The following is a 23,059-nucleotide window of genomic DNA, read 5'->3' as shown; positions in this document are numbered from 1 at the left end:
AAGGAGATGGATATGAATGCTTTAGCACAGTTGAACACATCTGAAGCAAAGGAAAACTTCAGTGTAAAACAACGCTATCAACATCTAACAACGCATTACGACGCCAAGTACAAGGCAGCATGGTTTCTCATGCATGGTGAACCAAGACCCTGTTTTACTGGCACTTTATTGACTGACATTGCTCACTTTTTCGACGATGTCAAAGCAGAGCACGCTGCAGGATTGACAGATAAATATCAATTTCTGGTGTTAGCTTCCGATGTGCCTGGTGTGTTCAACTTGGGCGGCGATTTAAACGCTTTTGCCACTGCGATTGAAAACGGTGACAGAGATTTACTATGGACCTACGCCACAAAATGTATTGATGTATTACATCGCAACATGCGCCATCTGGACTTACCGTTGACAACGATTGCTCTGGTCAAGGGTGATGCCTTGGGCGGTGGTTTTGAGTCGGCGCTGTCCAGTAACGTGTTGATTGCCGAACGTGGAACGAAAATGGGGCTGCCCGAAGTTTTGTTCAATTTATTTCCGGGGATGGGCGCGTATTCACTACTGAGTCGCAAAATCGGTTCCAGCAAGGCCGAGCAAATGATCATGAGCGGGCAGCTTTACGACGCGGAAACGCTTTATGAAATGGGCGTAGTGGATATTCTGGCGCAGCAGGGAGAAGGCGAACTGGCCGTGTATCGTTATATTAATGATGCGCAGAAACACTGGGTCAGTCACCGCGCCATGGCGAATGTTAAGGATTATTGTAATCCCATCACGGAACAAGAGTTGATGGACATTACCCGAATCTGGGTAGATTCGGCGATGCAGCTAAGCGGTCGTGATTTGCGCATGATGAACCGGCTGGTGCAACGTCAATCAGCGCGCATCGCGTCCTGATGGGGAGGCCGGCTCGCGTTGCTGCTGGGTTAATTCCTGTTGCAGCGCGATGACTGTCTGTTCAAAAGCCTGCTCAATCGTGGTCAATAATCTCTGGTTGGATTGTGCGTGCATCTCATGTGGTTTGATTTGTTCCGCTTGACGACATAAGCCGGAGAGTTGATTTGCCCCCATTTCCGCGGCGGAGCCTTTTAAGGCATGCAGGCTTTCACGCAGGGTCAAATAATCCTCGCCATTAGCGGCGGCAATCCGTTGGATATGTGTTTCACCATCAGCGATAAAACCCTGAACCAATTGTGCTAAAAATTCGGTACCACCACCTAATTGACTCAAGTCACGCAGGGTTTGTGGATCAAGCCAAAGCGTTGTTTGCTCATTATGGTCAGTGGGTGAGGCCGTTTTTGGATTTTCGCTTAGTGTGACTGGACGGTTTGCGGCCAGTTCAGCGATAGCTTTCAGTAGTGCACGCGAGTCAATCGGTTTGGTTAGAAATACATCGGCGCCGGCATCCAGGCTGCGTTTTTTGGCTTCCGGCGTTGCATCTGCTGTCAACATAATGACGGGCAAGTGAATCGAGGTATCTAGGTAACGCATGGCCCGAATCACTTCTGCACCAGAATAATCCGGCATATTCATATCAACAATTAACATGTCGAAACTACGCAGACTTTTTGTCAATGCATCTAGAGCCTGCTCACCACTATCAGTAATTTTTACTTGATGGCCGGCATGTTCCAACACCCCAGCCAAGACTTGTTGATTCACTTTGTTGTCTTCAGCAATAAGGATAGATAAAGGTTTCGCGTGGGACTGTGAGGCATAATGTTCGGCAAGTGAGATAACATTCTCTTCGCTGGTCTGATGTCGCGACTGGCCGGCATGAATCGCATTAAACAGCTGTGGCTTGTTGGTTAAGTCTTTGACAATGCAGATAAAATGTTCTTTCAATAAGGGGTCGTGCAGACTGCTGGAAGCGGGATTAATTAATACTAGTGATAAGCCAGACAAACTGGGTTCGGAATGAATCATCTTGGCAAATTGAATAGGCGCAATATCCTGCATGCACTGCTGATCAATCAATAACGTGTCGCAGGCGGTGCCTGCATTCGCAAGGCGCATGAGTTCGGCAAGCGCTTGAGCCGTTGTTGCGGTGTGTTGATAGTTGAGTTGCCAGTCCACCAGAATTTGATCGAGCTGTTGCTGAATGGGCACGGCACAGAGTGTAAGCATCGGCATATCTTTTTGTAGTTGAGGTTGTTCTGCCACCTTGGCAAGCGGTAACTCAAACCAGAAAGTGGTACCCACCCCCGGTTCGCTCTCTAAATCAATTTGGCCATCCATCAGCTCAACCAATTCCTTGGCGATGGTCGTCCCAAGACCGGTCCCACCCGTACTGCGCTGACCCAAACCGGCGACTTGCGTAAAGTCATTGAATACAGTTTTCTGGGCGTCCTGTGAAATGCCGATGCCGGTATCGATAATTTCAAACCGAACAAACGGTTCATCTGCATTGTTATCGGCCATTAACACATGAAGTTTAATGCTACCGGTATCCGTGAATTTTATGCCATTGCCGATTAAATTAATGAGAACTTGTCGTAAATGTTGAGCATCGCCTTCAACCATGAATGGCACGGCAGGATCAATATGAAAGCTGACGTGTAAGCCTTTGCTTCGTCCCATAGGGGCTTGCATGCTCATAATGCCGTGCAATAACTGATGCAGATCGAATACTTCTCGGCTGATTACAATTTTTCCGGCTTCAATTTTGGCGATATCCAGGACATTTTCAATCAAGCCAAGCAGCGTATGTGCCGATGTACGCATAATGCCGACAAAGTCACGTTGCTTCGTATCCAGGGCGGTTTCATTAAGCAGATCGGCAACCCCGATGACGCCGTTCAATGGGGTACGTAACTCATGGGACATATTAGCCAGAAAACGACTCTTGGCTTCATTTGCCTGTCGGGCGCTGGCAATCGCCGCATGCAGTTTGGTGATCAAAAAAGCGGAATAGAGTGGAATCAAAACCAGCAAAAACAGCAAACTAAAACCAAACGGTTTGTGTTGAGGATGTTGCCAGTAAGCGCCGCCGAGCACCGCCAGGGTAAAGCCAATCAGTCCGATAATGAACGAGATATAAAGGTAGTTAACGCCATATCGGAAACCATTTCCCAGCATAATCCAGAGATATAGAACAAACAGAAAAACACTCTGATCGCCAGCAAAAAACATCAGGATTGAGAGTGCGAGGAGATCGATCAAAATTCCACAAATCCGGCGTAAAGGGGCAGGACGCGGGTGAATCAGGATTGCCGTCGCAATCATTAAGGCTAATGCATAATAGATGAGGCTGATGAGGCTGGGTAAGCCCACCAGTGTGGACAACCATGTCTGATCCTCGCGCCACGGAATACAAAAATAAAAAATAATAATGAGCCCGATGGTTAGTCGGACTTTGATTGCCTGTTCCGGTTCGCTATCGCCTGTTTGGGCCAGTCGCAGTTTTATTTTTTGCCATAAGGAAAGCGGGGGCGATTTCATCATATCCAGAACCCGTTATTCATCCGCATAGGCTGCCTTGATGGTTTGAATCGTTTCATATCGTTCCATAAAAGCCGCCACGCAACGTGGATCCAGATGGCTACCTGCATTGGCATTGAGAAAGTCCAGCGCATCGGTTTCTGACCATGCTTTTTTGTAGGGGCGTGCAGAAACTAAGGCATCGTATACATCTGCAACGGAGACAACGCGCGCGATAAGGGGTATCGCATCGCCTTTAAGGCCATTAGGATAGCCTTTGCCATCATATCTTTCATGATGGTGTAAGGCGATAATGGCGCCAATTTGCATATATTTTGATTGACTGCCGGAGAGGATTTCATGGCCGATAACCGAGTGGCTTTTCATAATCTCCCATTCTTCCGGATTTAATGGCCCTGGTTTTAACAGCACATTATCGGGAATGCCGATTTTTCCAATATCATGCATCGGTGCGGCATACTCTAAATCTTCACATTCCTGCATGGTGAAACAGCCCATTGCTTCGGCAATCTGCCGGGCATATTTAGCCATTCTGATAACATGGTTGCCCGTTCCTTCATCACGATATTCACCTGCTTTAGCAAGTCGAATGATCGTCTCTTTTTCGCGTTGCAGGATTTGTTCGGTGGCGAGTTCAACCTGACGCTCCAGCCAGTTGGCACGGTCTTCGATAATCAGATGTTGCTCATGGAGCTGCAACAGGTTGCGGCAGCTGGTACGGCATTCAATCTGATCGATGGGACGCATCAGAAATGCGGTTGCTCCTGCCTCCAATGCTTCATAACGGACGGCTTTTTCACTAACCACCGTGATCATCATGATGGGTACATTGGCATATTTGGGTTGCTGACGTACTTGCTGAATGAATTCAATGCCATTGATGTCGGGCATGCGGTAATCGGTCACAATCAAGTCTGCTTCATTCAAATTGAGCCACTCAAGTGCGGTAATCGGATTACTCAACGCTGTCACTTCAATGTTATCGCCAATTTGTTGAATGATCTTGGCGAGGATGGTTCTCCCCGTTGACTGGTCATCGATGATCAGAACTTTTTTGGTTTTTCGGAGAATATTCAAGCGTCTGGCCTTTTCATAAGGTGCCAGCTCAGTGGATTGCTTTGCGTCGATGGTCATCCGGTCAGATGCTCCCAGCATGACGATATTCAGGTTGCTTCCGGCAACAAGCCATTAAGGCAAAAAGGACAGACTTCCCGACTATCCAGCTGTGTTACAAATATTTCATCATAAACCGTTTTTTTAATAATGCGAAGTGCGTCACATTTTTTCAGGTTCATTGTCGGCGTTTTCCATCACTATCGACTGATATACTCCAACTATACCACCGCTTGAAACAAGATTAAGGATCACCCTAATGTCGATGGACGCTGAAATGTATCAAAAAATTCATGATGATCCCCGATTCCAGCAATTGGTCACGCAACGCGCACGCTGGGTATGGAGTTTGTCAGCCATCATCTTAGTCCTTTATTTCAGTTTTATTTTACTGATCGCGTTTATGCCGGGCTGGTTGGCCCAGCCAATTGAGGCTGATACGGTGATGACGATTGGCATCCCGCTGGGCGTGGTCATTATTGTCTCGGCGTTTGTGCTGACTGGCATTTATGTTCACATGGCGAACACCCGTTTTGATGCGTTAACGCAGGCGATTTTGCAGGACCTGTCATGAAGCAACGTTACGTCTTTTTGATACTGTTCGCTCTGTTCCCAGCAATAGGGATGGCTGAGGTTGAGCAGATCACAGCTGATTCAGCAATTAATGTCCCTGCCGTGGTGATGTTTTGCCTGTTTGTGTTTGCGACACTGGCGGTGACTTATTGGGCAGCGCAACGCACACGCTCAACAGCAGATTATTACGCTGCTGGTGGTGGTATTACTGGTTTTCAAAATGGTCTGGCCATTGCCGGTGACTTTATGTCTGCGGCGTCATTTCTGGGTATCTCCGGTCTGGTTTTTTTGTCCGGTTATGATGGACTGATTTATTCGATCGGATTTTTGATTGGTTGGCCACTGATTTTATTTTTGATTGCAGAGCGTCTGCGTAATCTCGGCCGTTATACCTTTGCTGATGTGGCCTCATATCGGCTTGGTCAGCTGCCGGTGCGGGTTTTATCGGCGTTTGGTGCGCTCGCAGTCGTATTGCTGTATCTCATCGCACAGATGGTCGGCGCTGGCAAACTGATACAGATCTTATTCGGTTTGCCTTATGAGTTAGCGGTTGTGCTAGTTGGCGTGTTGATGGTGTTATACGTCACTTTTGGCGGCATGCTGGCAACCACATGGGTGCAAATTATCAAGGCCGTGTTGCTCTTATCTGGCGCGACCTTTATGGCATTTATGGTATTACGTTCCGTCGGGTTTGATCTCAATCGCTTATTTTCTGAAGCCGTCGCCGTACATCAAAAAGGACTGGAAATCATGGCACCGGGTGGTCTCGTTTCTGATCCTGTGTCTGCAATTTCACTTGGTGCGGCGTTAATCTTTGGTACCGCCGGTCTGCCACATATTTTGATGCGCTTCTTTACCGTTGCAAATGCCAAGGAAGCACGGCGATCAGTATTCTATGCCACTGGTTTCATTGGCTATTTCTACATTTTGACATTCATTATCGGTTTTGGCGCCATCGTTATGGTGTCAACCAATCCGGCATTTTTAAATGTGCAAGGTGGATTAATCGGTGGTAACAACATGGCAGCCGTCCATTTAGCCGCCGCCGTGGGTGGCAATATCTTTTTGGGTTTTATTTCTGCGGTCGCTTTTGCCACTATTTTAGCGGTTGTGGCCGGGTTAACACTGGCCGGCGCATCGGCAATTTCACATGATCTCTATGCCAGCGTAATCAAAAAAGGTCAGGCCAGCGGACAAATGGAAATGCGTGTCTCCAGAGTGGCTACCATTTTTTTGGGCATGGTTGCGATTGGTCTCGGGATCCTGTTTGAGACGCAAAATATCGCCTTTATGGTTGGACTGGCCTTTGCCATTGCCGCCAGTGCCAATTTCCCGGTGTTGTTTTTATCCATGTACTGGAAAAATTTGACTACCCGAGGGGCCGTTATTGGTGGTTTTTCCGGATTATTTACGGCGGTAATGCTCGTGATTTTGGGGCCTATCGTCTGGGTAGATATATTCGGCTTTGCCGAGCCAGTCTTTCCATACAAATACCCGGCGTTATTTTCTATTATGGTGGCATTTGTATTGATTTGGTTATTTTCAATAACTGACCGCAGTGCCGCCGCTACCGAGTCGAGATCCTTGTTTCGTGACCAGTTTATTAGGGCACAAACAGGACTTGGCGCGCATCATGCCAGTCAGCATTAGCTATAGGGAGTGAAATGAAAGCGTTATTAATTGTGGCGCATGGTAGTCGCCGAAATCAGTCGAATCATGAAGTGATGGCACTTGCTGAGTCTCTCGCGGCAAAGTGCCAGCACCAATATAGTTTGGTCATGGCAGCCTTTCTAGAATTAGCTGAACCATCTATACCCACAGGCATCAGAGTTTGTGCGGAGCAGGGTGCAGCAGAGGTTGTGATTTTGCCATATTTTCTAAATACCGGCCGCCATGTCGCGGAGGATATTCCCGAACAAATCGATATTGGAAAACAGGACCTACCAAATCTGACCATCACTTTGCTGCCACATATTGGCGCACTACCCGAGATGCAGAATCTATTGATACAAGCTGCGGTATCTAAATAAAACCGCCCACCCTGTTATAATCTAGCGCCTTGTCCCCGTAGCTCAGCTGGATAGAGCGTCCCCCTCCTAAGGGTAAGGTCGCAGGTTCGAATCCTGCCGGGGACGCCATTTAATCTTCCTTTTTTCAATGAGTTATATTATTTTGGTGTCAGGAGTTATTCTGTAAATCGGTGTTTTGGGACACTGTTGGGACACTCATAAAATGACACTAACGTAATAAAGGATGATTTAACGTTATGGCAAGTTATATAAAGCGTGGGGAAGGCCAATGGCAGGCAAAAGTCCGCAAAAAAGGCTACCCAGTCCAAACCAAAACATTCAGAAACAAATCTCTGGCCCAAAAGTGGGCTACTCAAGTTGAAGCTCAAATGGACAACAAAATGTTCATTTCAAGCACTCTTGCAGAAACCACCACTGTCCAGCAATTAACTAAACGTTATATTACTGAAATACTCCCCTCGAAAAAGTCTGCTGTCAGTATGGGATCGATGATTCGTTGTATCAGCAATTGCATTGGGGAATATGCTGTCATTAGCATCACCCCTAGTGTGTTGGCAGATTACAGAGACACTAGGCTTAAAAGAGTAAAGCCGGAAACCGTTAGAAAAGAGTTGTTGTGTATTAAACGGATCCTGACCATTGCCTCCAAGGAATGGGGCATTTATTTGCCTCATGGCAATCCTGTAGACAGGATCACTGTACCACCTCAGCCAAAACGAGGTAGGGAGCGTAGGTTAGAAGGGAATGAACAGGAACGGATTCTTGATGCAGCAAAAAAATACGGTGGTGAAATATCAGCCATTATTCGATTTGCAATTGAGACTGCCATGCGTAGAGGAGAAATTGCCAAACTGCGCTGGGAAAACATTGATATAGCCAAGAGAGTTGTAACTCTCCCAGATACAAAGAATGGTGATAGCAGAACAGTCCCACTTTCTACATCGGCATTAAATATCCTTGCTGAGATCCCACGAAATATTAACGGTAAAGTGTTTTCAATGCGTGCTGATTCTATAACACATGCATTTGAACGTTGTTGTAAATGTGCCAATATCGCAAACTTACGTTTCCATGATTTACGGCATGAAGCTACAAGTCGATTTTTTGAGATGGGATTGAACATAATGGAAGTTTCATCCATAACTGGCCATAAGGATTTGATGATGTTAAAGCGTTATACCCACTTAAAAGCGGAGGATTTAGCACGAAGGTTAACTAAGTAATGTAAACGTAGTGCACTAAAAATGATAAGCTTCCGACCTTTGCTCTTATTAAAGTTGGAAGTTGAGGTTGAGGTTGAGTCTTCCTCAAATTATAAAAATGGAAATAACGAATTTTGACTTAAAATGTGCAGATGCACTTGATTTTTTAGGAGCTTTGGCTGACGAGTCTGTTGATTTGTTTATCACTGATCCACCATATGAGTCATTAGAAAAACACAGAGCAATTGGAACAACAACACGCTTGAAAAATAGCAAGGCATCAAGCAACGCATGGTTTACTATTTTTCCTAACTCATCTTTTGAACAATTATTTATTGAAATATATCGAGTTCTCAAAAAAAACTCCCACTTTTATTTATTTTGTGATCAAGAGACTGCATTTATTGTAAAACCTATAGCTGAAAAAGTAGGTTTTAAGTTTTGGAAACCACTAATTTGGGACAAAAAAAAGATAGGAATGGGCTATCACTATCGTGCAAGATATGAATTTATCCTGTTTTTTGAAAAAGGAAAAAGGAAGTTAAAAAACTTTTCTATTCCAGATATTCTAGAGGTCCCTAGAGTTTATAGAGGATATCCAACTGAAAAGCCAGTAGAATTAGCTGAAATTTTGATTGGTCAAAGTTCAGATGAGGGTGAGCTTATAGTGGATCCATTCATGGGGGCGGGATCGTTTGGTGTCGCTGCAATTCGAAATCATAGACGCTTCTTAGGAGTAGACATAGCTGAGGAAGCAGTAAGTGTTGCTAAAGAACGTTTATATAATGAGCTTAGTCATTAGAAAAATAAGGATGGTTTATGACAGCACAAGGTAGTTATAGTTGGGCACAGGATATGCCGAAACACTGCCCTTTAACCGGTAGTATTCCTACTACAGGTATCCTTTTTAGAATAGTTTATAACTCTCCTCCAGATGACGATGACTTTCTGATGACTGTTGATGACCCACACCAAATACACTATGGATTTAGAGATGAATGTGGTGAGCTTTCTGAAAGGTTTGGTGACCTACCAAAAGATAAACAATGTGACGCCTTCGCTACATCGCACTTTGACAATATAAAAAATTGTAGGCGCATAGCTATACATAAGAATAGAACTGCTAATGTGAAAATTGCTGAGGTTAATTTAAAGCCAAGCTTAGGGGTAATGAAAGAGACTAGACCAAATCATTTTTCAGTTTGGTTTGATGTGAGTGCCCAACCATGGAGCTGTGTTGTAAAAATACATCCAGTATAAGGTGAGCTAATGTTGCTAAATAAAAAATCCCAGTTAGGAGATTTAAGCATTATTGAAGTATATGAATACTTTGATATGCCAACTCTTTATTGTGCAAAAGATAAGGTTATGGGCACCTATTACATTGTCTTTTGGTGCGATAAAAAAAGTGAACCAGTACATAAAGAGGGTTGGCTTTATTTACCTATATCAAAAAACAAACTCAACCTATTGAGAGCTAAGCGGATTTCGTTTAGAGAAGCATATGAGCAGCCTGAACGAGGTTACTATTTGGCTTATATTGGAAAAGATCCTGAGCAAGATGAAGTAACTTTTATTAGACAAAAAGATTTGCCCGATGACTTTCTACCAACAGAAGGGTTTTATGTTGACTCAATCGATAAGTGGAGCTCTTCACCTGAAGAAAGTTGGATTTTTAGGCTAGTCGTAAAAAATGTAAACAAAAAAACACATAAGGTTGCAGCAGATATTTCGAATGCGATTCAAGAACAGTTTACAGAGCTGTTTAAGTCAGCTATGAGTTTATTTGATCTTTCCAATAAACGAGTATTCAACCTGTATGAGTTGGGAGCAGACTTTAGTTCTGTTGATGTAAGACTTGGTGCTAATGATGAAGAGCTTGCCTATAAAGCCTTAGACGTACTCGAAAATGTTTTTACAGCAGGCAATATTGAACAACTTAATGAAGCCCTTTCTAAATATTCACTTGATACTCATCAAATTGAGCAGTTTTATAACAAAATAGTTTCTAGTAATGTAAATGTGAAAATTATTCCAAAGTATATTGGAAATGAAATTGTTCTAGATAACCAAAGCGTTAAAGAGAAGCTAGATCCGCTAAAAAATACTAATTTAACATCCATATCATCAATTGATGTTCCTCAAGCAAATGATATAGAAACCATCCTTAAAGTTATGGATTTAGTGGATCATGGTAAAACACTGACACATGATAATTTTGAAAACATAAACTCACCAAGACAGGTTAGTTATTATGTTGATGCAGCAAAGGCGTTAGGGTTACTTACTAGGAAAAATGAAATTACTTCCGAAGGATCGTTTTTATTAACTCGGAAATCAAATCATATAAAGTATCAAGTCTTAGCAAATCTATTTGAGCTTTCTGAATGTGGCACTAAGTGGATGAGGTATTGTGAAAAATCAGATATTAGTGAATTGGATCCGAATTCAGCTGAGCAGTTCCTCTTAAACTGCGTATCTTCATTATCTGAGAAAACGGCTAAACGTCGTGCTACAACATTGAAAAAATGGTTAGCGGATCTTCAACCATACAAAATTGAATATAAGGAAGACATATAGCTCTTTAGTTGTATTTTCTCGTTGGTTAATAATGTCAATTGTATTGGCTTGGCACTTGTTAATCGTAATCTTGAATACGTTGAATAATATAATCTTGTAGTGCCAAGCCTTGAAGCTTTTGCTTACAGCCATTAACTTTAACCCAAGTGTTGCCTGACGAATTAAAGTATAAGCCTGTTGAGTTTGATTTCGGCACATTTACTTCTAATACATGACCATTTGTAGCCTCTAAAACCTTGTGGAAGTGAATTCCAATTTTAGTTGGGTCTATCGATGGCTCAATTGTATTTATCTTTTGATAGATAGCTTTTTTAATATCGTCTTTTTCTCTAGAGTTTAGCTCAAGGCTTTTTACCTTTCCATCATCGCAAATACCCCAGAAGATACTACCACCAGAACTATTTAAAAATGCCAAAATATATTCATCAACAAGATTTTGAATAGATTTTGTGGGGTTGTTACCATTTACTTCTTTAAATTCATGGTAAAGATTTTCTTCCAGTGAGCATTTTCTTCCTTCAATAAATTCATAACTTTTCATAGGAATGATTTGTTCAAAGTCATCAGGTAACGATTCAAAAAAATTTCTGAGATATTTAATTGACTGGGGACTCATTCGGACAGATTTTGACATTTTGTTGATGGAGCCATATTCAACAACCAGTAAATCTAGTTCAGCCAAAGCTTTTGTTTTCCCAACTAACTGACCCCAAGCTTCAATTAGCCTGTTTCGTTGGGGGCCAGTTGTTAATCCCCCAGGATAATAAACTTGATTGATTTCATCAAAAGCGTTTTGAAGGCACCAATTTTTATCAATTAACAATTCAAGATCCTCGTCATTATGGTGCAACTAACGCCATTCATAAAGGCGCGGTGTGTTTAAGTAACAACCTAAAATTTTAATAGCTTCAATGCCATCTGCCACAGGTAATTCATTGTAATTCAGTCCTTTATCTATAACTCTCCGAATGTAAGTGCCTTTACCATCTCCAAACCTAGGATGAACATGAGGGTTTCTCATTAGACGCAACTCTGTTAACTGTGACTCCATAGCTTTATCAATAATATCGAGTTCACGGGCTTTAGAAATAAGCTGTGCGAATCCTCTTGTACAAATTGATTCATGTTCGGTTAGGAGGAATTCATTTGCCAAACAGTGTTCTATAGCCAGTTGGCAAAGTAAGATACAAGCAATAAAATTACCTCGTTTAAAGCTATCTTCAATCTCATATAAAATAAAAGGATCTAGGCCGCCGGAAAACAGCATATCACCCTGATGTATATCTATGACATGGCTCCTGAAAAATTCTTCCCTTTTATCAGGTGAGTCAAAATCACCGTATTTTTCTAACCATTCCAATTTTACAAACTCCATTTTCCGAATAAGGGGGGATTACAAGTAGAACCCTTTTGTGTGCTATGAGTAACAGGTAGCTGCTGCCGACAGCTCGTCTTTGTCACTCACAGAGAACGATGTTATTTAAAAATCATCTCATTTCATGTTGTGCAACAAAATGCATACATTCTGTTGCATGAAGGTATCGAAAAAGGCCATTTCTGGTCGGTAAAGAATCATTTATGCTAAAAATTTTAGCTACAGTGCAACACTATTACCAATTTTGAGGCTTTTTGGCTTGGAATAATCTCTGTTAGATATGGACTTTTATAAATCTTGTAACATTTGGTGTGTTACATGGTACATAGAGAAAGTATGGATAAAAAAAATATCACGCCAGCCAAGTGGACTCTATTTCTAGTCCTTGGGACATTTGCTATTGGTCTAATGACTCCGATAGCCTCAGATTGGATAAAGTTAATTATCCTTCTATCTGCATTGATTCTTTTTATAGGCTGTTTTATATCGATTCTTAGTATTGCTAATACTTATAACAATAGAGCCAGTTCTATCAATGGAATTATCTCGTTGTATCTTGATACTGTGATGCTGTTTGCGTCAGCTTACTTTTTTACTTCAGTGATTGATTCTGGTGATTCTATTGTCTTTGGGATATCACAAGTATGCATGCAATCAGAGTGTTACCTAAATAGTCTGGTTCAAGCCCAGAGTCTGGTAGATGCATTTATGGATTCCATTTACTTGAGCGTTCTTGTTATGACTACATCAGGTGATTCTTCCATTGGAGTGGGCGAGGGATGGGGGAGATGGTTAGTAATTTTTCAATTGTTCACTACTGTATACATATCTCTCGTGGGGTTAGCTAATTACTTTTCACATAAATCAAGCAGAGAATTAGCTGATATGGAAGAGAGGGTAATTAAGCACCTCACCGGGAAAGTGTCTGTAGCTACGCAGCCAATCGGGCAAGGCAAGAAAACTATATGGCAGAGACTGGTTAGTTTTTTTTCATGAAAGTTGAGTGTTTGTTCAAGATCATTATTTGCGTGAGTATGCACTCAGATACTCAGATGAGTAATTGCTCTAGATAATGTCTTCCATTCGTCAATCATCATCCATTGTTGATCAGTCAAATCCGCTTTGAGCTTATCTAGCAGCTGGTAGACGGTCTGCTTTTCCGAGTCTTCGGGGAACCAGTCATCTAAAATCACCGTGTCCGTGATGCTTTGGCCGTTCTTGACCAGATCAAAGATCATATCTACAACGGCGCGATAGTGATTTGCTGCATAGATTTCGGCTTGGTCTGGCAATGGTGAAGCACCATATTTTTTAAGAATGTCTGAGCATTCAAAAATGCCATAGTCACCGAGTAGGTGACGGGTCGATATTGTGTCGATTTCGGCTAAGTGTTGCTGGGGTAAAAAGTCCCCATGATGAATAAAACAATCCGAAAAATGCCAGTCTCCCGTACCATCCAGTGACGGGATATTAAGGGCAGCAATCGACGTGATGTAATGCTGTTTTGTTGTGTTGGTAATGGCGTTTTCCATAACGTTTAAAACCTTATGATGTATGAGCAATCCGGTCTAACTGCTCACTAACAAAAGCATTTAGGCTTTTGCCTGATTCTTTAGCTTTAATGAATAATTCTCTATGCAGTTCTGGCTTAACTCGCATAACAAACTGCCCTGAGAATGGCTTTTCAGGTGCTTTTCCTTCATCCTCACAACCTTGTAAATACTCATCTACAACAGCGTGGAATGAGTCAGTTATTTCGGCAATATCATTACCGTCAAATACTAAAATATCGCGAGTGTTGACCACTTCACCGATAAAGGTTTCATCTTCATCACTGTATCTAATAACAGCTTCATATCCTTTGTATTTCATTTCAATACACCTTCATTACTTAGTAGGGTTCGAGTAGCTCTCCTCTCACCTGTTCAGCGAATTGAGCAAAGTCTATTTTATGTAGACTTTTTGTATCGACTTTCTGTTTTGCTTGCCATAGATCATAACTTTCCTGAAGACGTAACCAGCTTTCAGCGGTACGTCCAAGAACAGCAGAAAGACGTACAGCCATTTCAGGTGATAAATCAGATTTACCGTTTAATAAACGGTTAAATGTGCTTGGCGATACACCCAATGCAACAGCAATTTTGTTAGCTGATACATCATCGAATGGTTCAATGTATGTGCGATAAATTAATTCGCCAACGTGGGGCGGGTTATGTTGTTGAAAAGTCATTAGTGATAATCCTCATAATTAACGATGTAAGCGTCTCCATCTATAAACTCAAAGACAATTCGCCAATTCCCTGAAACAGTAATGGAATACTTTCCTTTAAGCTTGCCCTTTAATTCATGCAGTCGAAAGCTGGGTAAATCCATATCTTCGATACAGGTTGCAGAATCTAAGAACGCAAGTTGATCTCGAACCTTTGCTGAGTGTTTCGCCTGAATACCGGCTGTGCTTCCAGTCGTGAAAAACTTCTCAAGTCCTTTATGTTTGAAGCTCTTAATCATGATTAGTAGTTTATCAGCGTGTTGCGTATTGCGCAACGAGGTATTTTGGTTTCATGTAATGTCTGCCTAGTAAGCCTTGGTTACAGCTCATCCAGTGTAATTACTCTGGACGGTTGGCCTTCACGCTCATGGACAATTTGGGCTAGTTCCATATCATCCAGCTTATCTATTAACGCTTCATATGCTGCCGCTGGTACAGCGTAGAACACAGGGACATTTTTCTTCAGTACAGCGACAGGAAAGCCTTTGCCCTGTTCAATCACGACCATAGGGTTTTTCTTCAGGTCCGATATAGAAACCGCTGTGTCAGCAAAGATTGGGTGTGTACTCAAGTAATACTCCCATTTTCATGTAAGTAATTAATGATCTGATAACTCCACGATACAGAACTTTTGCGCAAAATGATTGGAAACACTGGAGCTGTAAACAAATATGCAAAGACACTATAAGTCATTTCATCCATGCAGAGTTTTAGAGTTAGTTCAATTGTAGAGATGGTGATGGGATTAAAGTGAAGTAGAGGTTTTGGGACAAAACGGAACTTTTATCCGTATCCTGCCCTCCCATCTCTACTTTTATTTTTGTTATTTATTTTGGTTGTTTAACTGTTTGATAATTAAAGCTTAAATTCTGATTATTTATAATTTACTTATTGTTACTTATGTTTTACTTATAAGTTACTTGATTTTGTTCAACTCGCACTTCGTGATTACTTCAAATTTCATGAATAGTTCTCGCCTTAGAAAAATCTTTTGTAATTCATTTGCTTGAAGTCGAGATCCGCGGTGGTTATAACTTCTAAAGCTCAACAGCAAATTTCATAATCAGAAAAGGAATAGCTTTATGAAGTTAACGAAGTGTGTTCAGCCCCTCGTTTTCACATCCACATTGTTTCTATCCAATCCAATTTTTGCAGGTGGAATTCCTGTTATTGATGTTACTGCCATAGCTGAAGCGGTAAAAACACTGGTTCAGCTTGAGAAGCAGTTTGATGAATTACAGCAACAAACTGGAATTTCAGCAGAGCAACTTGAGGCATTAACTGGTGCTAGAGGGTTGGCTGATTTAGTAAACGATCCCTCTAGTCGTTATTACATACCAGCTGAGCTAGGAGAGATATTAAAGCTGACAGCTGATTTGGGTGGTGGTGACTATGATGAATTGGAAGATCGTATTCAAGAGATTATGAGTGCTACACGAATCATAGATGTTGATGAGGTTGGGTTAGGCGAAGGGTCAACTCATTCGATTGATTTCAGTGCTAATCAAAATCAAGTTGCACTAAATAGTGCTCTCGCAGAGCAAGCCTATAACGAGGCTAATAAACGCACACGAAACCTTCAGGTGTTACTTGAGCGAATTAACGTTGCTGAAGATCCAAAAGAAATAGCTGATCTAAATGCTCGCATTGCTGCCGAGCAACTAATGTTGACGAATGAAGCTAATAAATTAACTGCCCTGCAACAAAGCCAAACAGCTTATAGAGAAAGGCAGTCTCAACGGACTCTTGAAAAACGTATTCAGAGCACAGGCGGCAAAGGCTTTGATTTTGTTAGCTGGTAATAATCAAGGAAGAGAAATGAAAAATTGGACATTAATACTTATTGCATTGGCAACTTTGAATGGATGCAAAGAGGAAGGAAAGGTAGCGATTGAACCTGAAGTCATCGAGGAATGTTTGGCTATCACTAATCTCAATGATAGAGACCTCTGCAAAATGACATTCAACGAGAAAATGAAGCAAAAAAGAATTGAGAGTACGGGTGGTAAAGGACTGGACTTTGTTGACTGGTAAGGGACTAACACGACATGGCAGCTACATTAGTACAAAAAACGTTTGATGAGATTGATACAACATTAGCCACATATATCAATGACGTTGCAACATCAGTCATTGCATCCATTACGCCAGTTGTGACGACGTTATTGCTGATTTACGTGACTTTGTGGGGATGGAAGGTTATCACTGGAAACTCGACTGAGCTGGTGACTGATGGCTTCAATCGTGTTGTGAAGTTAACCCTTATTGTTTCTTTGGCTGTAAACCTTGGCTATTACAATTCATTTGTTGTGGATTTTCTGTTTAACCTACCAAGTAGCTTAGCGAACTTAGCATCTACGACAGGTGGGGCGACAGGTATCGGTGGGTTTCTGGATAGCATTTTGATGGATATGTGGGATTTGGGTACCACATTTCAGACCAAGGCTGAGCTAGAGGCTGAATGGGGTATACCTAATCTATCGTTATTGTTGTCCGCATACGTGATTTGGCTGTTAGGTTTGGCTCTCACAATTGTGGGGGCGTTTCTATTGGTGTTATCAAAACTAGCTCTATCTGCTTTATTAGCGGTCGGACCAATTTTTATTGTTTTGATTATGTTCGAACCGACGAAAAGGCTGTTTGAGTCATGGATTATGCAGTGTTTAAATTTTATTTTTATTTCAATGTTAGTAGGTGCCATCCTCAAATTAATCGTCACCTTGTTGAGTAACTATTTGTCCGCCTATACGGCCGTGGCAACACCATCAAACGTTGAGGTTAAAGGTGCCATACCGGCAATATTTCTGTCAGTTATGGCGATTTTAGTTCTGCTGCAAGTGACTTCCATTGCATCAAGCTTAGCTCACGGTATTTCTTTGAGTTCAATGCTCTCAGGTCGTCGTATCACGGGCTCAATGGTAGATAGTGTGAGAGGGGTAGGTCGTTTTACTTTCAAGGCCGGAAAAAGCACTGTGGAAGGTGCAAAATCATCACGTAACGTGGCAAAAGCTATTACAGCAAAATTGAGAAGAGGTAATACCATCACTGGTTCGTAAAATGATGAGCCTTCGAGGGATTGAGCAATGCTTACTGAATGGATATTGATCATTACATTAACTGCATTACTGACATTTATCATTTACAGGCGATATCTGCTGGCAAAATATCGTCTAAAACTCTGCATGGAAAATGGGGTAATTCAAAAGATTGATGGCCAGAAGATCATTTTCCATGAAGATCTTGGCTTCTCGGATAGAAGAAAAATTATCGTAGAGAAAATATTGGTTGATAAGGCACCTTCATTCTATAAGCAATTTGACCGTCTAATTGAGCGTAATAAAAACTCAATCTGATGCTTTAGAAAAGATGTTGGCTTTCCATTGGCCTTTGGCCCCGACTACATGAACCCGCTCTCCCTCTATGGTGTTGCCAAGCCGTTGGCCTTGATACGTGACATCTTGGTTTGTTTTGGAGCCGTGCTTTAGAGGATGTAAAAGCAGGGAATAGAAGCCAGCCTCAATGTTTCCGCTGATAGGTGCTTTTTCCATGTTTCCGTCGATGGCTTGTCCAGTTACGACGTCGTCTTGGATTATTAGCGACATATACAGTGGAAAATCCGGTGACTCATCGGTGGGGAAGGAATATGTTCCGATCCATGTTTCTGTAATTGGTGCTTTCTCACAGGACAACAAGAATATGCTGATTGAGAGGACGAAGAGGGCTCTAATTGTGGCGATTGATTGTTGGAACATTCGTTTTAGATGTCTAGCGCCCAGCGACCGCAGGGTGCAAATTTAATTGTTTGGTTAGCCATTTTAGACCCACTGATTCTCATAAATTGTTTTTCTCAGCGCTCTAGCGGCGAACAGAGCTATTTCTTCTAGCTCTTTTTCCGACTCTTCAGGAGCATCTAGCAGCATTTGATCATCCCATGGGTCATTTACATGCCCCCACATATTTCGGTACTTCCTTAGCTTGTGCAAATCAGATCGAAGGTCGTCTGATATGGGAGCACGATCAATTAACTCAAAGAGGCTACAGCGCTCTTTCTCGGAATACTCGGAGCGCAGATAGGTTTCGATCCCAGAAACTGCCGTAAGTATTGATGTCAGATTTGCTCCATGTACAGACGCCAAATCCGATTCTCGGATCATAAAAGAGCAGCACTCCGAGAGGATGGCCCCACCTTTTAAGAGTTCTTCATCAAGCGATACGATGTGATTACAGCGTTCTTCTTCGTTCATATGGCTAACGCCTCAAACAGGGGCGCGTGTTAGCACGTCCCGGCCGAAGGCTCTTGCTGCTTTGATTTGTTATATGCCTCTTGGAGTGCCACCATGTATTTCTCCCACAATGTGACACTGTCTCTTGCTAGTTCAAGGGCATCTAAGAAATCTTCATTACTGAGCACGGTATATTTACACTTCATAACCTCTCCGCCTCCGTCGCCAGTTAGCCATCCCGATGTATCTCGCCGCGTACCTGAAATATGAGGTTGTCGTTCTGTTCGTAACGACCGCGTCAATTTACAGTGCTTAGATCCATTCGCGAGATCCGCGCAAATCATTAGAGACCTGTGACTATTTATGTATAAATCTACCTCTTTAGCCGTAGCCCCCAGCCTATTCAAATGGATAATCCAGTCTCTAACGTGGTAACAATGAATAAAGAATGAAATCACATCATCGTCATATGAGTCACGATCATGTGATGATGAAAATATTCCTTCATATATTTTTTCCATGCGAGTGAGATATCTTTTAGCTCTCTCTAGTTGTTCCACGCACATACTCTCTCGGGCATATAACGCTTCATTCAGCCGACGCGGTAGTGGTCGGCTGCAGTGACTTGTTAGGCACTATCTCCATCTTGATTGTAGAACCATTTCTTACAATCACTTTAAATCCCAATTTTTCATAAAGATGTTTGGCCGGATTATCCTCAAACGTTGTGAGTCTGATTACAGTATTTTGATTTTTTGTCAGAAAATCAGTGAGAAGCTTTGTCCCAATACCTTGCCCTTGAAATTGAGAGGCAAGTTGAATGTTATCGATGTAGAGTGAATCTTTGTTGATTACATAGCTGAAATACCCTATCGCTTTATCTCTGACTCTTATTATTTGAATATTGTCTGCGACAAAGCCTTTTCGGAATTCTGAGTCGAACCAACCACCCCAGTGACGACAAAATAGGTCGTACATATTCTGTTTTGTAAGCTTGTAACAAAATTCATAATCACCTTCGTTAGCTCGTCGGAGATCATAATTCACTTTTTGAGATTCCATATCACAGCCTAACGCCCAGCACAGCGGCTTGTTATATCCTTGTCTGCTTCATTAAAAAATAGCTTGTGTAGGTCGGAGGCATATCAGGTAATTGCCCAAATAAAACATATCCTTGTTTTTCATAGAAGCCCAAGGCTTGAAAGGATGTTGTTTCAAGTCGAATGTTAGTTATGCCTTTTGATTTCGCATAAGTCTCAAGCTTACTTAGGAGGCCTGCCCCCAATCCTTTAGACCTCACGGACTCCGAAACCCATAACCCTTTTATGTGTAACCAACCCCAGTTAATTTCTCCGAGGATACCGCCTACCGTTTCATTTTTATCATTTTTTACAAACGATGAAACCTTTTCATTAAGAAGTGGCCCAGAATGAACCTCATTGAACCCATTTAGTCCATTTTTCAGGACCTCAAAGTCCTCTTCTGACGGTTCAGATACTTCAGTGATTAACATAGCTCGCTACTCATCCCTGGATATAACGCTTCATTCAGTCGACGCGATAGCAGTCGGCTGCAGTGTCTTGTTAAGCTTTTTTGCTTTTAGGTATTTTATGACCTCATCTGCATTTTCATTGGGTGGAAATACTGGATAGAAAACTTTTTCTATAACCCCATGATTAGCTATTACCGTCACCCGTTTAGACAAGGTCATACCTGAGACCTCCAGAGTTGGGATATTCAATGCTTGAATGAATTTTAGAGAACTATCACTAACCAATGGAAATGGGAGGTGCAGGCGGCTTACTGCTTCTTTTTGATACTCAGTATTCTGAGTGCTGAGCCCATAAACTGAAGCTTGAAGTTCCCTCAACTCTAAGTAATGGTCTCTAAATGAACAAGATTGTGGGGTGCAGCCTCTAGCACCAGGAATTTCATCCCAGCCATCAGGCAATGTGGTACCCGGTCGACCAGTCATTGGATAGAAATAAATAACTACACGATTATCAAGATTAGAGAAATCGACTTCCAAATCATCAGTTGTTGATAGCCTAATTGAGGGAAGTTTCCTGTTTTTAAGGTGATCACAAGCACCATCATCAAAAGGAACAGGTAAGTTTTCAGGTAAGTCCGTTAAGTTTTGCATAATATCCCTTTCGATACTTAACGCCCCTGTCAGCGGACAAGCTTGTTAAGCACGATACTCTGATGCCAGCATTGAGTATATTGCATGATCAACAAACTTTGAGTATAGCCACTCACATTGCCTTAAACTTGCTTCATATTTGAATCCAAGTCGCTCTGGAATAGCTCGGCTCTTCGAATTATTTTTCGCACATCTTATTTCAATTTTATTGAGACTATATTCTTCAAATCCAATTCTAAGCAATTCTTTGACTGCGGCTGTAGCAATTCCCTTTCCAGTTCGATTCTGGGCTATCCAATACCCAATTGACCCATACTTGTGCTGGCTGTTTATGTTGTGAAAGCCAGCTACTCCACAAATTTTACCACTGTAAAATAGTGCAAATGTTGCAGGGCCATTCGTTGTAGATTCGATAAATGCCATCGTATCGGAGATCGAACCTATTGAATCAAGCCAAGGGAGCCACTCTCGCAAGTACTCACGGTTACATTCAGTCAACTCGTAAAGCTCTGATGCGTGATCTTCTTTCAGCTTTTCCATTGATATATCCGACTTCACTACATGCTCCGATTCTAAGAATGCTTAACGCTTCATTCAGCCGCCGTGCTAGCGGTCGACGGCAGTGACTTGTTATTTGATGATTTCATGTATCAGTTCTCTTGAGGGAAGTTTCATCTCAACAGCATCAATACAGGGACAATAAAGCACCCCTTTGTATGTCATGCCGAGGTATTCAAAAGTCAGTTTAAATGTCTCTTCAAAACATTCGGGTAAAGCGCTATCACTACCCGTTGCCAGAATAGAACAAGATAAACCTCTCAACCGTCTCCCTAAATCCTTTTCAATTGTCAGAAGATCAGAAAGTCTGTCGAAAAAGATTTTTAATTGAGCACTCATCGAATATCAATAGACTGGTGTAGCAAACACAAGGTGATCATGCTGTACCAACTCTCTAACCAACGGCAGATAGTCATCATTTTTGTTCTGATGTTGATAATCGAAAGGTGTGATGTCGTAATCCTTTAGTTCAAACAATGAAGCATCTATCTCTGAGCGAACTTGTTTGACCAATTGACTCGTATTTCCATCGTATCTAGATGAACCAAAGATTATTGCTGACTTCAATTTTTACCCCTTCACATAACGCCGCAAGCAGCGGTGCGAAGCATCCGACTGCCTTGCCTTGTTAGGCACTTGGCACCCTAAGTTCATAGCTCGTGTATTTTTGACCAAACATCGTGCTTTCGTACACTCGTGATGCTATTTTTGTAAGAAACTTGTATTCAGGGCGAGTATTAAACAAATGCAAAACTACAAGTCTGTGGCCCAACTCTGAAGCCCATATCATCATGTCTTTAAACACGGCAGTACCAATACCCCAGTAGGCTTCATTCAAAACTACTGCGAGCTCATAGGATTCATTTTCAAACTGGATTCCACACCAACCAGCAACAGCCCCATTTACACGTATTCCTCTTACTTTACATCCTTCGGCTGAATCTACACTAAGCTTGCTTGAAACCCATTCAGCCAACGATTGTTCGTTGAATTTATCGTGTGATACCAAGTGCTCTCGGATCTTGTCTTTATTTAAGACTGAAAGCAATTCACCCTGATCAAGATCTTGCAAATTTGTATATTCTATTTTTGTCATAAATGGACTTATTGTTGCCTAACAGTGTATTAGGCTGCCATCCATAATTTACCTAACTAGATGGATGGCAGCCTAGTTCAATTCCAATTTATTTATCACTATGAAACATCGTGGTCTAAGCACCTTTGGTACTAACACTAATAACCTCGTACATGTTTACCATGCTCTTGCATTGAGTCTGTAGTTTTCGACAAATAAAACTACAGTTTCTGGTAATAACATAGCTCTGTTCGGTCACTAGATTCATTTACAACACGGAATTTGTCCACTCATAGCGTCGTCTATTACACACGCTTTTTCGTCTATCACACACGTTTTGTTGGTTTATTTGGCTTTATTGGAGCTAAATATGGTTACTCCTAATCTTGAGATTGTAGCTCCCTGATACCGTGTAAACCCTGTAAAAACAATGTTGTGGAGTTAGTATGAGTGAGATCTGCAATGTCATCCTGCATAAGCAGT

General features: G+C 41.9%; 32 protein-coding genes and 1 tRNA gene. 14 read left to right on the top strand and 19 right to left on the bottom strand.

All coding sequences use genetic code 11. The annotated features are described in order from the left end of the window. Positions 1–12: 12 nt before the first annotated feature. A complete protein-coding gene (locus Q7C_RS06935) occupies positions 13–891 on the top strand; it encodes a crotonase/enoyl-CoA hydratase family protein (RefSeq protein WP_014704016.1) in 879 nt (292 codons plus the stop codon). On the opposite strand, the gene Q7C_RS06930 is transcribed toward Q7C_RS06935, so the two are convergent. Genes Q7C_RS06930 through Q7C_RS13985 form a run of 3 tightly spaced genes read right to left on the bottom strand, consistent with a single transcriptional unit; the run spans position 871 to position 4,730 of the window. Next, positions 871–3,438 carry an ATP-binding protein gene (locus Q7C_RS06930; RefSeq protein WP_151194734.1) on the bottom strand — a complete coding sequence of 856 codons (2,568 nt, stop codon included), beginning with the start codon at positions 3,436–3,438 and terminating at the stop codon, positions 871–873. The two genes, Q7C_RS06935 and Q7C_RS06930, sit on opposite strands and share 21 nt — an antisense overlap. Positions 3,439–3,450: 12 nt before the next feature. Next, positions 3,451–4,569, bottom strand: a complete 1,119-nt coding sequence (locus tag Q7C_RS06925) for an HD domain-containing phosphohydrolase (RefSeq protein WP_014704014.1) — start codon at positions 4,567–4,569, stop codon at positions 3,451–3,453. Between the two features lie 29 nt (positions 4,570–4,598). Beyond that, positions 4,599–4,730 carry a hypothetical protein gene (locus Q7C_RS13985; RefSeq protein ID WP_014704013.1) on the bottom strand — a complete coding sequence of 44 codons (132 nt, stop codon included), beginning with the start codon at positions 4,728–4,730 and terminating at the stop codon, positions 4,599–4,601. Positions 4,731–4,807: 77 nt separating this feature from the next. Here Q7C_RS13985 and Q7C_RS06920 point away from each other — a divergent pair, with 77 nt between their 5' ends. From Q7C_RS06920 to Q7C_RS06885, 8 genes are all read left to right on the top strand, one after another. After that, complete coding sequence (locus tag Q7C_RS06920) at positions 4,808–5,122, top strand: DUF485 domain-containing protein (protein WP_014704012.1); 315 nt, start codon at positions 4,808–4,810, stop codon at positions 5,120–5,122. Then, complete coding sequence (locus Q7C_RS06915) at positions 5,119–6,771, top strand: cation acetate symporter (protein WP_014704011.1); 1,653 nt, start codon at positions 5,119–5,121, stop codon at positions 6,769–6,771. Before Q7C_RS06920 ends, Q7C_RS06915 begins: the two co-directional genes overlap by 4 nt. A gap of 14 nt (positions 6,772–6,785) precedes the next feature. Then, positions 6,786–7,151: a sirohydrochlorin chelatase gene (locus Q7C_RS06910; protein ID WP_014704010.1), complete on the top strand. Its 366-nt coding sequence runs from the start codon at positions 6,786–6,788 to the stop codon at positions 7,149–7,151. 31 nt (positions 7,152–7,182) lie between these two features. Continuing rightward, positions 7,183–7,259, top strand: a tRNA-Arg gene (locus tag Q7C_RS06905). A gap of 128 nt (positions 7,260–7,387) precedes the next feature. After that, the gene (locus Q7C_RS06900; protein ID WP_014704009.1) at positions 7,388–8,374 is read left to right on the top strand and encodes a site-specific integrase; all 987 of its coding nucleotides are present in this window, start codon (positions 7,388–7,390) and stop codon (positions 8,372–8,374) included. 97 nt (positions 8,375–8,471) lie between these two features. Beyond that, entirely contained in the window at positions 8,472–9,155 is a 684-nt protein-coding gene (locus Q7C_RS06895; protein WP_041366998.1) for a DNA-methyltransferase, read from the top strand. A gap of 17 nt (positions 9,156–9,172) precedes the next feature. Beyond that, positions 9,173–9,613, top strand: coding sequence for a hypothetical protein (locus tag Q7C_RS06890; RefSeq protein ID WP_041366643.1), 441 nt, complete (start codon positions 9,173–9,175; stop codon positions 9,611–9,613). A gap of 9 nt (positions 9,614–9,622) precedes the next feature. Then, positions 9,623–10,933 carry a DUF6575 domain-containing protein gene (locus Q7C_RS06885; protein ID WP_014704007.1) on the top strand — a complete coding sequence of 437 codons (1,311 nt, stop codon included), beginning with the start codon at positions 9,623–9,625 and terminating at the stop codon, positions 10,931–10,933. Between the two features lie 58 nt (positions 10,934–10,991). On the opposite strand, the gene Q7C_RS06880 is transcribed toward Q7C_RS06885, so the two are convergent. Then, positions 10,992–11,756, bottom strand: a complete 765-nt coding sequence (locus Q7C_RS06880) for an AlbA family DNA-binding domain-containing protein (protein WP_041366996.1) — start codon at positions 11,754–11,756, stop codon at positions 10,992–10,994. A gap of 27 nt (positions 11,757–11,783) precedes the next feature. Further along, positions 11,784–12,293: a hypothetical protein gene (locus tag Q7C_RS06875; protein ID WP_151194733.1), complete on the bottom strand. Its 510-nt coding sequence runs from the start codon at positions 12,291–12,293 to the stop codon at positions 11,784–11,786. A 351-nt stretch (positions 12,294–12,644) separates the two neighbouring features. Here Q7C_RS06875 and Q7C_RS06870 point away from each other — a divergent pair, with 351 nt between their 5' ends. Continuing rightward, on the top strand, positions 12,645–13,304 hold the full coding sequence (locus Q7C_RS06870) for a hypothetical protein (protein ID WP_151194732.1): 660 nt from the start codon (positions 12,645–12,647) through the stop codon (positions 13,302–13,304). A gap of 44 nt (positions 13,305–13,348) precedes the next feature. Here Q7C_RS06870 and Q7C_RS06865 read toward each other — a convergent pair whose 3' ends face one another. The 5 genes from Q7C_RS06865 to Q7C_RS06845 all read right to left on the bottom strand — a co-directional run bounded on the left by Q7C_RS06865 (position 13,349) and on the right by Q7C_RS06845 (position 15,148). After that, on the bottom strand, positions 13,349–13,840 hold the full coding sequence (locus tag Q7C_RS06865; RefSeq protein WP_014704004.1) for a hypothetical protein: 492 nt from the start codon (positions 13,838–13,840) through the stop codon (positions 13,349–13,351). 13 nt (positions 13,841–13,853) lie between these two features. Next, positions 13,854–14,180, bottom strand: a complete 327-nt coding sequence (locus Q7C_RS06860; RefSeq protein WP_014704003.1) for a type II toxin-antitoxin system HicB family antitoxin — start codon at positions 14,178–14,180, stop codon at positions 13,854–13,856. 19 nt (positions 14,181–14,199) lie between these two features. After that, positions 14,200–14,538 (bottom strand): HigA family addiction module antitoxin, encoded by a 339-nt coding sequence (locus tag Q7C_RS06855; protein ID WP_014704002.1) that lies wholly within the window; start codon positions 14,536–14,538, stop codon positions 14,200–14,202. After that, on the bottom strand, positions 14,538–14,816 hold the full coding sequence (locus Q7C_RS06850; protein WP_041366993.1) for a type II toxin-antitoxin system RelE/ParE family toxin: 279 nt from the start codon (positions 14,814–14,816) through the stop codon (positions 14,538–14,540). Before Q7C_RS06850 ends, Q7C_RS06855 begins: the two co-directional genes overlap by 1 nt. An 80-nt stretch (positions 14,817–14,896) precedes the next feature. Beyond that, complete coding sequence (locus Q7C_RS06845) at positions 14,897–15,148, bottom strand: type II toxin-antitoxin system Phd/YefM family antitoxin (protein ID WP_041366639.1); 252 nt, start codon at positions 15,146–15,148, stop codon at positions 14,897–14,899. A gap of 511 nt (positions 15,149–15,659) precedes the next feature. On the opposite strand from Q7C_RS06845, the gene virB5 reads away from it, so the two are divergent. Genes virB5 through Q7C_RS06825 form a run of 4 tightly spaced genes read left to right on the top strand, consistent with a single transcriptional unit; the run spans position 15,660 to position 17,930 of the window. Then, a complete protein-coding gene (virB5, locus tag Q7C_RS06840; protein ID WP_014703999.1) occupies positions 15,660–16,379 on the top strand; it encodes a P-type DNA transfer protein VirB5 in 720 nt (239 codons plus the stop codon). Between the two features lie 16 nt (positions 16,380–16,395). Continuing rightward, complete coding sequence (locus Q7C_RS06835; RefSeq protein ID WP_014703998.1) at positions 16,396–16,611, top strand: hypothetical protein; 216 nt, start codon at positions 16,396–16,398, stop codon at positions 16,609–16,611. Between the two features lie 14 nt (positions 16,612–16,625). Then, complete coding sequence (locus Q7C_RS06830; protein WP_014703997.1) at positions 16,626–17,633, top strand: TrbL/VirB6 family protein; 1,008 nt, start codon at positions 16,626–16,628, stop codon at positions 17,631–17,633. A 27-nt stretch (positions 17,634–17,660) separates the two neighbouring features. Continuing rightward, positions 17,661–17,930, top strand: a complete 270-nt coding sequence (locus Q7C_RS06825; RefSeq protein WP_014703996.1) for a hypothetical protein — start codon at positions 17,661–17,663, stop codon at positions 17,928–17,930. Here Q7C_RS06825 and Q7C_RS13610 read toward each other — a convergent pair. The 9 genes from Q7C_RS13610 to Q7C_RS06780 form a co-directional block, all read right to left on the bottom strand. Continuing rightward, positions 17,922–18,125 carry a hypothetical protein gene (locus Q7C_RS13610; RefSeq protein ID WP_014703995.1) on the bottom strand — a complete coding sequence of 68 codons (204 nt, stop codon included), beginning with the start codon at positions 18,123–18,125 and terminating at the stop codon, positions 17,922–17,924. The genes Q7C_RS06825 and Q7C_RS13610 overlap by 9 nt on opposite strands. 267 nt (positions 18,126–18,392) lie before the next feature. Further along, positions 18,393–18,821 carry a hypothetical protein gene (locus Q7C_RS06815; RefSeq protein WP_041366635.1) on the bottom strand — a complete coding sequence of 143 codons (429 nt, stop codon included), beginning with the start codon at positions 18,819–18,821 and terminating at the stop codon, positions 18,393–18,395. A 567-nt stretch (positions 18,822–19,388) separates the two neighbouring features. Beyond that, a complete protein-coding gene (locus tag Q7C_RS06805) occupies positions 19,389–19,862 on the bottom strand; it encodes a GNAT family N-acetyltransferase (protein WP_041366632.1) in 474 nt (157 codons plus the stop codon). 31 nt (positions 19,863–19,893) lie between these two features. Continuing rightward, a complete protein-coding gene (locus Q7C_RS06800; protein ID WP_041366631.1) occupies positions 19,894–20,313 on the bottom strand; it encodes a GNAT family N-acetyltransferase in 420 nt (139 codons plus the stop codon). A gap of 30 nt (positions 20,314–20,343) precedes the next feature. Then, positions 20,344–20,943 (bottom strand): peroxiredoxin, encoded by a 600-nt coding sequence (locus Q7C_RS06795; RefSeq protein WP_014703992.1) that lies wholly within the window; start codon positions 20,941–20,943, stop codon positions 20,344–20,346. Positions 20,944–20,988: 45 nt separating this feature from the next. Beyond that, positions 20,989–21,483, bottom strand: a complete 495-nt coding sequence (locus Q7C_RS06790) for a GNAT family N-acetyltransferase (protein ID WP_041366628.1) — start codon at positions 21,481–21,483, stop codon at positions 20,989–20,991. A 90-nt stretch (positions 21,484–21,573) separates the two neighbouring features. Beyond that, complete coding sequence (locus Q7C_RS13605; protein ID WP_151194731.1) at positions 21,574–21,840, bottom strand: flavodoxin family protein; 267 nt, start codon at positions 21,838–21,840, stop codon at positions 21,574–21,576. Positions 21,841–21,846: 6 nt separating this feature from the next. Continuing rightward, positions 21,847–22,068 carry an NAD(P)H-dependent oxidoreductase gene (locus tag Q7C_RS14070; protein ID WP_151194730.1) on the bottom strand — a complete coding sequence of 74 codons (222 nt, stop codon included), beginning with the start codon at positions 22,066–22,068 and terminating at the stop codon, positions 21,847–21,849. 61 nt (positions 22,069–22,129) lie between these two features. After that, the gene (locus tag Q7C_RS06780) at positions 22,130–22,597 is read right to left on the bottom strand and encodes a hypothetical protein (RefSeq protein ID WP_041366626.1); all 468 of its coding nucleotides are present in this window, start codon (positions 22,595–22,597) and stop codon (positions 22,130–22,132) included. Between the last annotated feature and the right edge of the window lie 462 nt (positions 22,598–23,059).

Source organism: Methylophaga frappieri (genome assembly GCF_000260965.1).
Classification (GTDB): domain Bacteria; phylum Pseudomonadota; class Gammaproteobacteria; order Nitrosococcales; family Methylophagaceae; genus Methylophaga; species Methylophaga frappieri.
This window is presented reverse-complemented; position numbering and strand designations above follow the sequence as displayed.